The 14437-nt window shown below is 54.6% G+C and carries 14 protein-coding genes; 11 read left to right on the top strand and 3 right to left on the bottom strand.

What is annotated here, in order from left to right:
- Positions 1 to 52: 52 nt before the first annotated feature.
- Both F7C11_RS03965 and F7C11_RS03960 read right to left on the bottom strand, forming a co-directional pair.
- Complete coding sequence (locus F7C11_RS03965; RefSeq protein WP_297091184.1) at positions 53 to 1435, bottom strand: acetyl ornithine aminotransferase family protein; 1383 nt, start codon at positions 1433 to 1435, stop codon at positions 53 to 55.
- A 40-nt stretch (positions 1436 to 1475) separates the two neighbouring features.
- Positions 1476 to 3029 (bottom strand): sodium:alanine symporter family protein, encoded by a 1554-nt coding sequence (locus F7C11_RS03960; RefSeq protein ID WP_297091182.1) that lies wholly within the window; start codon positions 3027 to 3029, stop codon positions 1476 to 1478.
- Positions 3030 to 3340: 311 nt separating this feature from the next.
- Here F7C11_RS03960 and F7C11_RS03955 point away from each other — a divergent pair, with 311 nt between their 5' ends.
- The 10 genes from F7C11_RS03955 (at position 3341) to F7C11_RS03910 (ending at position 11761) form a co-directional block, all read left to right on the top strand.
- Positions 3341 to 3604 (top strand): hypothetical protein, encoded by a 264-nt coding sequence (locus F7C11_RS03955; RefSeq protein WP_297091180.1) that lies wholly within the window; start codon positions 3341 to 3343, stop codon positions 3602 to 3604.
- Positions 3605 to 3961: 357 nt separating this feature from the next.
- A complete protein-coding gene (locus F7C11_RS03950) occupies positions 3962 to 4237 on the top strand; it encodes a winged helix-turn-helix domain-containing protein (protein ID WP_297091178.1) in 276 nt (91 codons plus the stop codon).
- 153 nt (positions 4238 to 4390) lie between these two features.
- Positions 4391 to 4930 (top strand): TasA family protein, encoded by a 540-nt coding sequence (locus F7C11_RS03945; protein ID WP_297091176.1) that lies wholly within the window; start codon positions 4391 to 4393, stop codon positions 4928 to 4930.
- Between the two features lie 32 nt (positions 4931 to 4962).
- Positions 4963 to 5667, top strand: coding sequence for a hypothetical protein (locus F7C11_RS03940; protein WP_297091174.1), 705 nt, complete (start codon positions 4963 to 4965; stop codon positions 5665 to 5667).
- 71 nt (positions 5668 to 5738) lie between these two features.
- Complete coding sequence (locus F7C11_RS03935) at positions 5739 to 6032, top strand: hypothetical protein (RefSeq protein WP_297091172.1); 294 nt, start codon at positions 5739 to 5741, stop codon at positions 6030 to 6032.
- Position 6033: 1 nt separating this feature from the next.
- Positions 6034 to 6636 carry a hypothetical protein gene (locus F7C11_RS03930; RefSeq protein ID WP_297091170.1) on the top strand — a complete coding sequence of 201 codons (603 nt, stop codon included), beginning with the start codon at positions 6034 to 6036 and terminating at the stop codon, positions 6634 to 6636.
- 4 nt (positions 6637 to 6640) lie between these two features.
- Complete coding sequence (locus F7C11_RS03925) at positions 6641 to 7570, top strand: signal peptidase I (protein ID WP_297091169.1); 930 nt, start codon at positions 6641 to 6643, stop codon at positions 7568 to 7570.
- A 40-nt stretch (positions 7571 to 7610) separates the two neighbouring features.
- Entirely contained in the window at positions 7611 to 8585 is a 975-nt protein-coding gene (locus F7C11_RS03920; RefSeq protein ID WP_297091167.1) for a DUF5305 family protein, read from the top strand.
- Positions 8586 to 8650: 65 nt separating this feature from the next.
- Positions 8651 to 11380, top strand: a complete 2730-nt coding sequence (alaS, locus tag F7C11_RS03915; RefSeq protein ID WP_297091165.1) for an alanine--tRNA ligase — start codon at positions 8651 to 8653, stop codon at positions 11378 to 11380.
- A 30-nt stretch (positions 11381 to 11410) separates the two neighbouring features.
- Positions 11411 to 11761 (top strand): hypothetical protein, encoded by a 351-nt coding sequence (locus F7C11_RS03910; protein WP_297091163.1) that lies wholly within the window; start codon positions 11411 to 11413, stop codon positions 11759 to 11761.
- Here F7C11_RS03910 and F7C11_RS03905 read toward each other — a convergent pair.
- A complete protein-coding gene (locus F7C11_RS03905) occupies positions 11748 to 12500 on the bottom strand; it encodes a Nif3-like dinuclear metal center hexameric protein (RefSeq protein WP_297091190.1) in 753 nt (250 codons plus the stop codon). The two genes, F7C11_RS03910 and F7C11_RS03905, sit on opposite strands and share 14 nt — an antisense overlap.
- A gap of 98 nt (positions 12501 to 12598) precedes the next feature.
- On the opposite strand from F7C11_RS03905, the gene F7C11_RS03900 reads away from it, so the two are divergent.
- Positions 12599 to 14374: a tRNA uridine(34) 5-carboxymethylaminomethyl modification radical SAM/GNAT enzyme Elp3 gene (locus F7C11_RS03900; RefSeq protein WP_297091161.1), complete on the top strand. Its 1776-nt coding sequence runs from the start codon at positions 12599 to 12601 to the stop codon at positions 14372 to 14374.
- Positions 14375 to 14437: the final 63 nt, after the last annotated feature.

Below are 14437 nucleotides of genomic sequence, written 5' to 3'. Positions count from 1 at the left end.
TTAGCTTAAATGGTTAGCGGATGAAGAAATATTGAAAAGAATCCCGAGGTACTCAATGCCACGTCACGACCCTGTGGGTCACCCTGCCAGCCAGCGCGTCCTTCAGTGCGGTCTCCATTATCTCTAAGCCCCTCTCTGCCAGCTCCTCGGTTATCACGAGCGGCGGCGTTATCCTGATAACGTTCCCGAACATTCCGTAGCTCGGCAGGATGAGGCCCAGCTCGAAGGCGCGCCAGCAGATTTTACCCGTCAGCTCGGGGTCAGGCTTTCCGTCCGGCTTGACTATCTCCGCTCCTATCATTAGACCCCTGCCGCGGACGTCTCCAATTATCCTGTACTCCTCCTGCATCTCCCTCAGGCGCTTCCGGATGAGGGAACCGACGCGCAGGGCGTTTTCTAGCAGGTTCTCCTCTTCGATTATCTTCAGCGTGGCGTAGGCGGCCGCAGAAACCACGGGGTTTGCAGCAGGCGTGAGGAGCGCCGACCCGCTTGTAAGCCCTTCCATCAGTTCCCTTCTCCCGATGACACCGCTGAGGCCCATCCCACTGGCCACCCCCTTGCCAAACGCCAGCAGGTCCGGCTCGACTCCAAACCACTCGCTCGCGAACCACTTCCCGGTTCTTCCGATTCCGGTCTGCACCTCATCCATAGCCAGAAGTATTCCGTGCTCATCGAGGAGTTTTTTGAGCTCAATGAAGAAGTCATCTGGGGGCACCACTATCCCCGCATCGCCCTGTATTGGCTCGGCTATTAGAACTGCAGTTTCCTCCGGGGGGAGGACGTGGGCAAAGATGTAGCTCTCAAGATAGTCTAGGAAGCGGTTTATCAGCTCGTCTGGCTCTTCGTAGCCGTTTATTCCCCAGACGTTCCGGTAGGGGTTCGGGTAGGGCACCCACACGACGTTTGGGACGAGCGGGGAGAGCCCCCTCTTCTGAGAGCTCTGGAATGCCGCTATCGAGGTGGCACCGTAGGTCTGTCCGTGGTAGGCTCCGATAAACGCTATCATCCACGGTTTTTTCGTGGCAAACCTTGCGGTCTGCATGGTCAAATCCATCGCGTCGCTCCCGCTCAGTCCGAACAGGATCAGGGGGTCTTCGATTGGGGCCCTCTTCGCAAGTATCTCTGCCACTTCGATCGCCCTTTTGCTGTACGTGTAGCCTATCATCGAGTGCTGTATCCTCGCGACCTGCTCCTGGACTTCCTTTACGAGTTTTGGGTGGGCGTAGCCGGTTGAAGCCGCCGCCGCTCCGGCAAGGAAGTCTATGAAGACGTTGCCATCGACATCCTCTATCAGTGCCCCGTAGCCCCTTTCAGGGACAACGGGGAAGAGCTTGACGCCGAGACCCGGCGAGATGACCCCTTTTTCCCTCTCTATCAGTTCTCTGGCCTTTGGGCCGGGTGAAGTGACAACTATTCGCGGATACTCAGAAGACATAGCTATCGCCCCGGGATGCTAAAGAGAAAAAACGAAAAGGTCACGGGTTGGCCGCGACGAACTCGTCCGTCTTTTCTCTGACGAACCAGAACAGCACGAGCAGGCCTATGAGGTTCGGTATCGCCATCAGTCCGTTCATCATGTCTGAGAACGTCCAGACGGTCTCCAGCTTCGTTACGGCACCGACGTAGATGAAGACGACGAAGAGCAGGTTGTAAACGAGGTGCAGCTTCGGATAGAGCCTTGCGAACTTCTCAGGATCCTGCTCAAGCCACTTGGCGAGGTACATGACGTTCTGCCTGCCGTAGAACGACCAGGCGAGTATTGTCGAGTAGGCGAAGAGTATGATGCCTATGGCGACCATTATCTCTCCCGCGTGTCCAAAGGCGGCGGCGAAGGCTGCCTGGGTCAGCGGTGCACCGTTGAGGTCGGGGTACATGCTGTAGGCCTCCGTAACAACTATGGAGACACCGGTTAGGGTACAGATTATCAGGGTGTCGATGAACGGGCCGAGCATTGCGACGTGGGCCTGCCTTGATGGGTGGTCAGTCTTGGCCGCGGCGTGGGCGAGGGTTGCCGTACCGAGACCAGCTTCGTTGGAGAACAGTCCCCTCTTGACACCCCAGAGGATTACCTGGCCTATTGCCCCACCGGCGACGGCCTTTCCTGTGAACGCGTCCTGGAATATCAACGCGAACGCTGACGGCAGCTTTCCTGCAAACTTGATCCAGACGCCTATGGCGAAGAGGAAGTAGACTATTGCCATGAATGGCACGAGCATCTCGGCGACTTCACCGATCCTCTTGATACCTCCTATGACGACTATGAAAGTCAGTATTGCCAGTATGGCGCCGGATACCCATGGTGGGACGTTGAATGCGGTGTTTACTGCATCCGCGACCGAGTTGGACTGGGTCATGTTACCTATACCGAAGGCCGCTATGGCTGCAAATATTGCAAACAGCACCGCGAGAACCTTTCCAAGCGTTGGATATGCGTCGTCCTTGAGCAGGAACAGCCCGAGTATCGCAAAGAGAATTGCCACGATTATTGCACCGATCTGAAGCGCACCGCTGAAGCCCGTAGCTGAGTATCCTATGAACACTGCAAAGAGGAGCGTGAATATCGAGGCTATGTACTTGCCGGTCTTGGGGATATTCTCCATGGCGAAGCCCTTCTCAAGGAAGTTGAAGGTTCCTCCTATCATCGTGCCGTCGGGCAGTTTGTCCCTGAACGCGACACCGAGAAGGCCCTCGGAGTACCTGGTGGCCATGCCGACCAGGGCAGTGACCCACATCCAGAAAAGGGCTCCGGGACCACCGTAGTGGATTGCAGTTGCGACACCGGCGATGTTTCCGATACCGACGGTTCCAGATATCGTTGCCATCAGCGCCTGGAACGGGGTGATGTCACCCTCGCCGCCTTTCTTCCTGCCCTCGAAGAGGGTGAACCTTATTGACCACCCCAGACGCCGGAACTGAATTGCCCTCAGTATTATTGTCAGGAAAAGTCCTGTGCCCACCAGCAGCACTATCATTGGCAGGCCCCAGACTTCCCCATCCAGCCAGTTGATAAAGTCCACCAACATACCCATTGAGGCACCCCCATATAAGTTCATTCTAGTGCATATAGATGCCTTGTGCCACGTTTACTGACGTCAGTGTACTTTAACGTTAATGGTTATGAACCTCATAGGTTTTAAGGTTTGTGAAGCATAATATGGATATAATATCATATATTTGGCATGCTTTCAATTGTGTTTGTAAAAGTTGATATAACCGCTGCGGGGGCACCCGGTGGAGCCCTTGACCTGGATAACATTATTAACTCCCGAGACCAACTACCGCCGGGATGATGAGTCTGGAGCCCCCTGAGTGGTGATGAGGTTTCGCGGGGCTGACCACAATGATACGAAAGCGCATCTGCCGTGAGTATCTGGAGGAGATTGAACGTCTTGAGCGTTCAATTCGAGAGCTTGAGGAGGAGATAATCGAACTCCGTATGCAGCTCAACCTGAAGGTCGATGAGGCCAATCGACTCGCCATAGAGAACGCCAGCCTGAGGCATAAGCTTGAAGTTCAAAAGAGAACCTACAAGAAGATGGTCGAACTGCTGAAGAAGGTCAAGTTCCCGATAATACTCCTGGATGAGGATGACCTTGAGGAGTGATGGTTAACGTTATCCAATTTTGCCCTATGATAACACCACTATAATTCGTTGGAATAACTACAAAGTTTTGTCGGATTTAAGGGAATATTGTTCAGTAATATGGTTACGGTGTTGCCGTTTTTGTAACACTGGATGTAACTTGGGCTACATCTGGAGGTTATTGTTATATTTTTTGCAATACACATCTTTCTTTGGAATGTACTTGGCTGAAAAAACATCCAAATCGTTATAATATACGCAAAGCTTAAATAACATGACAATTTAATCTAAACGGTTCAACCATGATTGATACAATCTGTTTTGTGTAATCCACTTGACTCAAATGTCTCCGATTACATCGGTACTGGGGTGATTGCTGTGAGAAGGTCGAAGGTTGAGATAATAGCAGATATACTGCGCTCTACCAACGGCACCGGTGCAACCAAAACCCAGATAGTTTACAGGGCAAACCTGAACTTTAAGCTGGCAAGCGGCTACATAAAGTACCTCCTCAGGAAGGGCTACCTTGTGGAGATCGTCGAGAACAACAGGAAAATTTACAGGGCAACCGATAAGGGGCAGGCCTTTCTGAGGGAGTTTTTTACAATAATCAGGGAATTGGATGATCTGTTCAGTATGGAAAGTTTGCTCTAAGACTAAAATAAGGCCTCAAATCAACTGAACACTGTTCCGTAACATTGTTCCGTAATCCAACTAAGAAAGAGCGTTTCTTCTTCCTTAAATATGTGAAATTGGATATTTACTAAGGGCCCTGGTATGAAGGGGCCCTTTCGGAGGTGTTCGAAAATGAAAGGTGCACTGCTGAGTTTGGTTTTGGTAGGTATGGTAGTGATGGGGCTTGGCGCAGGAACCTGGGCGTACTTCAGCGACACCGAGACCAGCAGCGGCAACTACATTATGGCGGGAACCCTCGACTTGAGCGTCAACGGAGCTGGCAGTGTTACCCAGAGTGTTGACGGTGATGGTGTTGCACCCGGTGACTCAGGGAGCTGGACAATCGCAGTGTCTAACGATGGTACCGTTGATGGACATCTCTACGTGACAATCTCAAATGTCAATCCTGCAGAGAATACTCCAAACTCAGTTGATTCAGGCACTTGGAGTATTGAAAATGCAGTTATTCTCACCATCTATGACACCAGCGGGAACCCAGTTATAACTGACACTCTGGCAAACTTGGAGGGACAGCAGCTGGATCTCGGTTCACTTACCGCCGGACAGAGTGTGAACATACAGGTCGATTGGGAAATTGACTCAAACGCCGACAACGGAATACAGGGCGATAGCGTTACCTTTGATATGGACTTCCTGCTTGAGCAGAGCTGATCCCCTTTAGTTCTTTACAGGGGTGACCAGCAATGCGGAGCATTGCAGTAACTTTCCTCCTCATCGGCCTGCTGGTTGCAGTGATGGGCTACGGCACATGGGCGGTCTATCAGGATACGGAGACCAGCAGCGGCAACTACATAGAGCTCGGAACGCTTGACCTCCTTATTACAAACACTATCCTTGACCCAAACGGTCAGTGGATAATAAGCAACGGATACCCAGGTCAGCCAGGGTTAACAACAGGTGACGGAGAAATAAAGATATATAACATAGGGGACGTTGATGCAGGTAACGTGAAGGTCTGGTTCACCTTTGACTGTCACGAGGACGACAATGGAAATCCAGCTGACGGGGACAACCCCGGTCCCGAGTCTGATACGGATCTGACGGGAGTAGGGAGCTGGCTCAAGGAAATCAAAGTTACTCAGATAAAGTATAGTGATGGCACCGGCAACAATCCTAACATCCTCATAGTCTGGAACTCGGGTAACGACTGGGATAACACTTACATTCAGGATGTGGATAACGATGGAAATATAACCCTCTATGACCTATCCCAACAGGAGATCACGGGCCTTTACCCACCACAAACAGAGGGAAATCCCAGTTTGATTTCGGGATACACCGCGTTTGAGCTTGAATTCCAGATTATTGACACAGGGAAGCCCCAGAACTACTGGCAAGGCGACTATTGCATTATGACCGTACACGTCAAGCTTGAACAGGAGACCTGAGGGTCGGGCCGATGAGGTCGCTTTCCATAATCTTTCTTTTTGTTGTTATGGGCTTTCTGGTGTACACCACAATGATTTATGGGACTAGTCAGGCCTCTGGCTCCAATCCAATCCTCCTCATGGAAGGGAGGACCGAAACGCCCAAACCTTCGAACACCAGCACGGCTTCCATCGACATACCGCTGATCGATGTCTCAAACAACTCGCTGGTGAACTACGCGAACGTCCTGGTGGATCGCCTGGCCTCTGCCCAGGTATCCTACTCGCAGATTCTCAGGGGAATCGAAGTGGTTAGTAAGATGGCACTCGTTGTGATCGCCCTTGCGGTGTCACTCTCGCTACTCTCGGCACTGGTGGTGAGGTAAAATGAGAAAGCTCCTGCTCATTCCCCTCGTTGTGGTGCTCTTTTCTCTCTACATCAATCAGGCTTCTTTTTCCTACTTCTCCGACACCGAGACCATAACTGCTGAACTGACCGCCGCGATCCCGCCCTCCAGCGTCACCATTCTTTATGAAAACGCGACGCTCACTTTTCTCTGCCACGTCCCCTGCTGTGATCATGGCGGCAGTTCGGATGTCTCCGAGGTTGAAGGGATAATATCCACCGCAAAAAACGACCCTGATAGTCTGGAACACTCCCCCGAGTGCTTCAGAAGAATATGCAGTGAGGCGGTTCTCAGCGGCGTATATGTTGACAACATGGGCAGGGACGTCGTTCTTAAGGGGGTTGTCGTGAAATGGTGGGGTGGCGGAAGGCTTAACTACCTGAAGATAGACAATAGGACGTTTAATGTCAACTCCACCTCCCCTGCGGAGGTTGAAATTGGGGTGGCGCTGGGGGGCGGGCCTCATCCCCTTGAGCTTGGGTTCGGGTCTGTAGTTTCGGCCGCCTTTGAAATAACCTTCGTCTTCGACGACCACGTTGAGGAAATCTACCTCATCCCGTGCATCAAGTTTAAGTGGGTGTAGCCCGATGAGGGTAAAATACCTCGTACTCCTCGTTTTCCTTGCACCAGCCTTTATTCTCCTTCCCCACTTGGGGAATCTTGACCTCCTCGTGGTTCTCAGCGGGAGCATGCAGCCCCTCTTCAACCCGGGAGACATGGTGGTCGTTGAGAGGGTTGATCACAGCACGGTGGGAGTTGGGGACGTCATAGCGTTTCACCCCCCCGATGCTAAAGACAGGAAAACACTGGTCACCCACAGGGTCGTTGATGTGATCACCAACGGGAGCCGCAGGTACTTTCAGACCAAGGGCGACAACAACGACGATCTTGACCCCTTTTTGGTTCCTTCAGAGAACGTCGTTGGGAAGGCTGTATTCTCGGTTCCCTACCTCGGATATCTCACAAGGCACAATCCTGACAGGACTGTCAAACTCGCTGTGTATTTCCTTCTCGTAGTTGTTCCAGGTCTCGTAGTTCTGTACAGCGAGCTCTCGTACCTTATGAGATACTCTCCAAAGACTGAAAGACAGGAAGAGAAGCTGAAACGCTGGAGGTCGAGGACCGTGGAGGAAGTGCTTCCCCTGCGGGCTGTTGGAATATTCGTTATCTCCCTCGCCGTGCTTACCATAATGCTCCATCCACTGCTGGAGACAACAACCCGGGGGGTCACTAATACGGGCACGTTCCCAGTTCTCCTGCTTAGAAAAGACGTGCCCGACTACGTCTACCTCCCTCCGGGTGAAACGTACGCCGGAGACTACGAACTTGCCGTTAACTCAGTCCTCCCCGTGATGTGGCTGGTCAGGGCGTACGAGGTCAATCCTTTTATACTTGAATCGCTGAACGTTATAATATCCCTCCTGCTGACGCTCGTAACGTTTCCCCTGTGGGTGAGGGAGTTCCCGGATATAAAAAGCCGGGTAAGGAGGCGGCACCATGGAACTCTGGGAATATAACCTGCTCTCTCGGATAAAACGGCGTTGGGTGCCTCTAACCGTGATCTTTCTGCTTCTGGCGGTGGCTTTTGGGTACGCGTACATCACGACTCCGACAGCGGTTGCCACGAAGGATACGGTCACCAGAACCCTGTACCTCTGGTCGGGTGGGATTGAAGGAAAGGGCGTTGTAGTTCAGCCCAACCCAATATGGGACGTTGGAAGAAGAGTTGGACTGCCGATATACCCCGTGTCCATAATGCCTGCGGCCGAGGTGGAGCTTCACTTTAACATAAGCGGGGAGAACGTCAACGTCAGATTCGAGAGGGAGCTGAGGGTTGTTTACTATCTCTCCTACGACAAGGAGAGGGTTGTGGAGGAGACGTACCGGGCGATTTCTAACTCCTCAACGGGGAGCTCCTTCGTGGATAGGCTGCTTCTCAACGTCAGTGATGTCTTTAACAGGATAGAGCTCACCAGGAACATCCTGAGGCTTCCCAGGGAGAACGTCGGGGTTGAGCTCATCGGGAGGATCAGGTACTCCGGCACCGTTAACGGCAGACCAGTGGAGGGCACTCAGGAGTTCAGGGGTAGTATAAGCTTCCCTTATGAGGGGTTTTACAGCATCACGGGTGACCTGAAAAACGGCACCCAGACGTTTACCGAGACTATTACCGAAACCCGGGTCGTAAATCAAAGAAGACGTGCCTTGTTCCTGGCACTCTCAGTGCTCTTTGGTGTTCTTTCGGGAATTGTGGTGGTTGCAGGCTGGAAGTTCGACCCAACGGCATACAACGTCGAGGAGATGAAACTTGAGCGGGAAAAGAAAAAGCTTGCCAAGTGGATAAGCTCGGGAAGCCTCCCTAAGCGCCTGCCCGCCGAGAGGGTGAAGCTGGCTTCTCTTACCGATCTTGTTGAAGCCGCCATAGATATGAACAAACGCGTGATCCACGACCCCGACGAAAGCATCTACTTCTTCCTGAACGAGGGGGTGCTCTACTACTTCCAGGAAAAGGGTGCTGAAGGGAAGAAATGAAGTTCAAACGAAAGTCTTTTTTAGCATCACCGTAGCATAGGCTTAGGAGTAAGAAGGTGAGGATCATGAGCATGGACATGACCACTAAAATGTTTGAAGAGGAAGGATGGATACGAAAAACGTGTAAAGTGTGCGGTAAGCCCTTCTGGACGCTCGATCCAGACAGGGAGACCTGCGGCGACCCGCCCTGTGACGAGTACGCCTTCATAGGAAAGCCGGGAATACCTAAGAAGTACACCTTGGAGGAGATGCGCGAGAAGTTCCTGAGCTTCTTTGAGAGGCACGGCCACGGCAGGGTGAAGCGCTACCCAGTTCTGCCGCGCTGGAGAGACGATGTGCTCCTCGTTGGGGCGAGCATAATGGACTTTCAGCCGTGGGTAATCAGCGGCGAAGCCGACCCGCCCGCGAACCCCCTCACAATAAGCCAGCCCTCAATAAGGTTCACCGACATAGACAACGTCGGAATAACCGGCAGGCACTTCACGATATTTGAAATGATGGCCCACCACGCCTTCAACTACCCTGGAAAGCCGATCTACTGGATGGACGAGACGGTTGAGCTGGCCTTCGAGTTCTTTACAAAAGACCTTGGGATGAAGGGCGAGGACATCACCTTCAAGGAGAACCCGTGGGCCGGTGGGGGAAACGCGGGGCCTGCCTTCGAGGTACTCTACCGCGGTCTGGAGGTTGCAACCCTCGTTTTCATGCAGTACAAGAAGGCCCCCGAGAACGCCGACCCCAGCCAGGTCATTGAGATAAAGGGCGACCGCTACGTGCCGATGGAGACGAGAGTAGTTGACACCGGCTACGGCCTTGAGAGGCTCGTCTGGATGAGCCAGGGGACTCCGACGGCCTACGATGCCGTCCTCGGCTACGTCGTCGAGCCGCTGAAGAAGGCCGCGGGGATAGAGAAGATAGACGAGCGCATCCTCATGGAGAACTCCCGCCTGGCGGGAATGTTTGACATCGAGGACATGGGAGACCTCAAGGTTCTCCGTCGGGAGGTGGCCAGGCGCGTCGGCATAAGCGTCGAGGAGCTTGAGAGAGCCGTCAGGCCCTACGAGCTCATCTACGCGATAGCGGACCACACAAAGGCGCTGACCTTCATGCTGGCCGATGGTGTTATCCCCTCCAACCTTAAAGCCGGCTACCTGGCGAGGCTCCTCATAAGGAAGAGCATAAGACACCTCCGCGAGCTTGGACTGGAAATGCCGCTGAGCGAGATAATGGCGATGCACATCAAGGCACTCTCCCCGACGTTCCCGGAGTTCAAGGAGATGGAGGAGGTAATCCTCGATATAGTCGACGTCGAGGAGAAGCGCTATCACGAGACCCTCAAGCGCGGAAGCGACCTCGTGAGGAGGGAGATAGCCAAGCTCAAGAAGTCGGGCAGGGAGGAGATACCCCTCGAAAAGCTCATCCTGTTCTACGAGAGCCACGGCCTAACCCCTGAGATAGTCGCGGAAGTTGCTGAGGAGGAGGGGATTAGGGTTCACATACCGGACAACTTCTACACCCTCGTCGCCAAGGACGCCGAGAAGACCGCCAGGGAGGAGGCCGCCAAATACGTCGTTGACTTCGAGCTCGTCAAGGACCTGCCCGACACGAGGACGCTCTACTACGAAGACCCGTTCATGAAGGAGTTCGACGCAGAGGTTCTCAGGGTCATAGACGACTGGGTCGTTCTCAACCAGACCGCCTTCTACCCAGAGGGCGGCGGTCAGCCCTGTGACCTCGGAGAGCTGAACGGAGTGAAGGTCCTGGACGTCCAGAAGGTCGGAAAGGTAATCCTCCACAGGGTGGAGAGGCCCGAGGCCTTCAAGGAGGGGGCTAAGGTTCACGGAAGGATTGACTGGGAGAGGAGAATACAGCACATGCGTCACCACACAGGAACCCACGTCCTCATGGGCGCCCTTGTGAGGGTTCTCGGCAAGCACATCTGGCAGGCCGGGAGCCAGCTCCACACCGACTGGGCGAGGCTGGACATTTCCCACTACAAGCGCATAACCGAGGAGGAACTCAGGGAGATAGAGCGCCTTGCAAACCGCATCGTCATGGAGAACAGGCCGGTCAGGTGGGAGTGGCTGCCGAGGACCGAGGCCGAGATGAAGTACGGCTTCCGCCTGTACCAGGGTGGCGTTGTTCCCGGCAGGGTGATCAGGATACTCAACATCGAGGACTGGGATGTCCAGGCCTGCGGTGGAACCCACCTGCCGAACACCGGACTTATAGGTCCTATTAAGATTCTAAGGACGGAGCGCATACAGGACGGAGTCGAGCGTATAATCTTCGCCGCTGGTGAGGCAGCGGTCAGCTGGATGCAGGAGACGGAGAGGATACTCAAGAGGACGAGCGAGGTCTTCCGCGTGCCGCCGGAGAAGGTTCCCGAGACGGCGGAGAGGTTCTTCAACGAGTGGAAGCAGGCCAGAAAAGAGGTGGAGAAGCTGAGAAAAGAACTCGCAAAGCTCCTCGTTTACGAGCTTGAGAGTGAGGCCGAGAAGGTCGGCGACGTCGAGTTCATCGGAGCCGTGGTGGAGGGGACTATGGATGACCTCCGCGAGGCCGCCAACAAGCTCAGGAAGGACAACAGGGTCATCGTCCTTATCAGCAGGGAGGGACATTTCGTCGTTGCTGTTGGGGACGGCCTCGACCTCAAGGCCGGGGAGCTCGCAAAGGTGGTGACCTCCGTCGCCGGCGGTGGTGGCGGCGGACGGAAGGAGCTCGCCCAGGGCAGGATAAAGAACCCGCTCAAGGCGGAGGAAGCTATAGCCGAGGTGAAAAAGCGCCTCGGCTGATTCAAAATCTTTGGGGTGGTTGAAATCAGGGTGAAGGCTCTGACCAAGGAAGCGGCTGAAATAGCCCGGGGAATGGGGTTGATGGCGGTTCCCGAGTATCGAACGGCCGACGGCACCAGGATTGACCTGGCGATACTGAGCGATGGGAAGAAGCTGCTCGCAATCGAGTTCGAGAACTCCTACAAGTGGATCCGTCAGAGGCTTCTTTACAACATCGTCAAGGCTTCCAGGGCCGGTTTCTCGGAGCTCTGGGTGGTGTACCCGTTTCAGGTGCCACCCCTCGGCTGGATAAACGAATACGCCCTGGAGCTGGGCGTGGAGCTGAAGATCCTTGAGCCGGAGGAGTTCAGGGAAAAGATAAGAAGCGTCAGAGCCCAGTAGGCTCGTCTATGAAGAAAACATCAATTCCAAACTTTTCTTTTATGACCTCCATCAGGGCCTTAACCCCGAGCGTCTCGGTCTTGTAGTGTCCGGCGACGGCAACGCTTATTCCCAAGTCGAGTGCGGTTAGGTAATCCGCGTGTCCGAACTCGCCGGTTACGAAGAGGTCAACACCCTTCCTCTTGCCCTCCTCGAGTGCAAAGGCTCCGGCGCCGGTTATTGCCCCAACTACTCCTATCTCCCTCTCCCCGAACTCGTAGGTTCTGACGGTCGTGCCGAGCCTCTCGGCCAGAATCTGGACGACCTTTTCTATGGGCTGCGGCTCCTCAAACTTCCCGAGGAAGCCGATGGTTGCTCCCCTGTATTCCCCAAAGGCCTCCTTTGGCTCAAGGCCAAGAAGTTCCAAAAGCTGGACGTTGTTTCCGACCTCGGGATGGGCGTCCAGGGGAATGTGTGCCGCGTAGAGGTTCATGCCCGCATCGAAGAGCGCCTTCAGGCGCCTGTAATGGATTCCGGTGACGTGGCTCAGCCCGCCCCATATTATGCCGTGGTGGACGATGAGCATGTCCGCCCGTCCCCCGGCGGCACGTTCTATGGTCCTCAGAGTAGCGTCAACCGCAAAGGCGACCCTCTCGACTTCCGCCTTCCCCTCCACCTGGAGGCCGTTGCTCGACTTGTCGGGGTAAGCCTGAACGTTGAGGTATTCGTCAAGGAAGGCCACCAGCTCGTCGCGGTTCATTGGCATCACCATACTCACCTGTTGAACTATTCACTGACTGAATATCTCCGGCAAACCCTTTTAAAACCGAGCCTCAACTCCAGCCGAGAGGTGTTGGGATGGGTGATGGTGAGTTTAGGAAGGCCGTTGAAGAACTCGCGAGGGCCGTCATGAACGGCGAGATAAAGAGCCGTGAGGAGCTCAACAGGTACAAGATAGCCGTATCCAGGAAGTATCATCTCTCAAGGATTCCCGGTAACTCGGACATCCTCAAGGCCATCCCGGAGGACAGGCGGGATGAGTTCAGGGATCTGCTCAGGAGAAAGCCGACGAGAACGATAAGCGGCGTCGCTGTGGTCGCCATGATGACAAAGCCCTTCCCGTGCCCGCACGGCCGCTGCATCTACTGTCCAGGGGGCCCGAGCGTCGGCTCCCCTCAGAGCTACACGGGGAAAGAACCTTCCGCCCTTCGTGCCGTCCAGAGCGCCTACCACCCCTACATAATCATGATGCGCCGCCTCAAACAGCTCACGGACATAGGGCACGACGTGGACAAGGTGGAGGTCATAATCCAGGGCGGCACCTTTCCGGCGGTTGACCTGGACTACCAGGAGTGGTTCGTCAAGTGTGCCTTCAAGGCCATGAACGACTTCCCGCACTTCAAAGACATCGAAAACCTTGAGGAGAAGCTCGTACGGCTGATACTCCACAGAGATGAGTCCGTCTTTGATGAGGATCCGGAGTTCAGGGAGGCCTGGGAGAAGACCCACTCAAGGCCCTACTACTACCTTGAAGACGAGCAGAGGAAGAACGAGAGGGCCAGGGTCCGGATGGTCGGCTTGACGATTGAGACTCGCCCGGACTGGGCCTTTGAGAGGCACATAGACAGGATGCTGAAGCTCGGGACCACGAGGGTCGAGCTTGGAGTGCAGACCATATTCAACTTCATCCACGAGAGAACCAAGCGCGGGCACGGCGTCGAGGAGATAGTCAGGGCGACCCAGCTCCTCCGCGATGCCGGTCTCAAAATCAACTACCACATAATGCCAGGCCTTCCCGGGAGCAACTTTGAGAGGGATCTGTATACCTTCCGGGCGATCTTCGAGGACTCCCGCTTCAGGCCGGACATGCTGAAGATATATCCAACGCTTGTTACGGCAGACGCGCCGCTCTATCGTCAGTGGAAGGAGGGCAGGTACCGCCCCTACCGTACGGAGGAAGCGGTGGAGCTCCTCGTCGAGGCCTACAGGCTCTTCCCGAAGTGGGTTCGCGTGATGAGAATCCAGCGCGACATACCCGTTCAGCTCATCGTTGACGGCGTCAGGCACTCCAATCTGGGCCAGCTCGTCTTCAACGAACTCGTGAAGCGCGGGATAAGGCCCAGGGAGATAAGGTTTAGGGAAGTCGGGCACATGATGGAGAAGTTCGGGATAGAGCCGGAGACCGAGCACATAAAGCTCCTCCGCGAGGACTACGAGGCCGCCGGCGGCAGAGAAATATTCCTGAGCTTTGAAGATACCCGGAACGACATCCTGATCGGCTTCCTCCGCCTCAGGATTCCGAGCGAGAAGGCCCACAGGAAGGAGATAAACTGCTGCCCTTCGGCCATAGTCAGGGAGCTCCACATTTACGGCCCGCTCGTTCCCATCGGCGGAAAGCCCCGCTACGAGTGGCAGCACAGGGGCTACGGAAGGGAACTGCTTGCCGAGGCCGAGAGGATAGCGAGGGAGGAGTTCGACGTGAAGAAGATGCTGGTCATCAGCGGCGTCGGCGTTAGGAACTACTACCGGAAGTTCGGCTACCAGAAGAACGGGCCGTACGTGGCGAAGAGGCTCGACAGGGGCTACGCTGACTTCGAAATCCGCGGGCACTTCGACGGCCACTTAAACACGTGAGGGGTATTTTATTCTTCCTCGGCTTTGGTTTATTTCCCCACCCGGTTCGTTGGAAAAACCTTT

The organism is Thermococcus sp. (genome assembly GCF_015521605.1).
Taxonomy (GTDB): Archaea; Methanobacteriota_B; Thermococci; order Thermococcales; family Thermococcaceae; genus Thermococcus.
This window is presented reverse-complemented; position numbering and strand designations above follow the sequence as displayed.

Excerpts from the sequence above, each read along its gene's own strand:
- F7C11_RS03965 (WP_297091184.1), bottom strand. The coding sequence starts at position 1,435 with ATGTCTTCTGAGTATCCGCGAATAGTTGTCACTTCACCCGGCCCAAAG.
- F7C11_RS03960 (WP_297091182.1), bottom strand. The coding sequence starts at position 3,029 with ATGGGTATGTTGGTGGACTTTATCAACTGGCTGGATGGGGAAGTCTGG.
- F7C11_RS03955 (WP_297091180.1), top strand. The coding sequence starts at position 3,341 with ATGATACGAAAGCGCATCTGCCGTGAGTATCTGGAGGAGATTGAACGT.
- F7C11_RS03945 (WP_297091176.1), top strand. The coding sequence starts at position 4,391 with ATGAAAGGTGCACTGCTGAGTTTGGTTTTGGTAGGTATGGTAGTGATG.
- F7C11_RS03940 (WP_297091174.1), top strand. The coding sequence starts at position 4,963 with ATGCGGAGCATTGCAGTAACTTTCCTCCTCATCGGCCTGCTGGTTGCA.
- F7C11_RS03935 (WP_297091172.1), top strand. The coding sequence starts at position 5,739 with ATGATTTATGGGACTAGTCAGGCCTCTGGCTCCAATCCAATCCTCCTC.
- F7C11_RS03930 (WP_297091170.1), top strand. The coding sequence starts at position 6,034 with ATGAGAAAGCTCCTGCTCATTCCCCTCGTTGTGGTGCTCTTTTCTCTC.
- F7C11_RS03925 (WP_297091169.1), top strand. The coding sequence starts at position 6,641 with ATGAGGGTAAAATACCTCGTACTCCTCGTTTTCCTTGCACCAGCCTTT.
- alaS (WP_297091165.1), top strand. The coding sequence starts at position 8,651 with ATGAGCATGGACATGACCACTAAAATGTTTGAAGAGGAAGGATGGATA.
- F7C11_RS03905 (WP_297091190.1), bottom strand. The coding sequence starts at position 12,500 with ATGAACCGCGACGAGCTGGTGGCCTTCCTTGACGAATACCTCAACGTT.
- F7C11_RS03900 (WP_297091161.1), top strand. The coding sequence starts at position 12,599 with ATGGGTGATGGTGAGTTTAGGAAGGCCGTTGAAGAACTCGCGAGGGCC.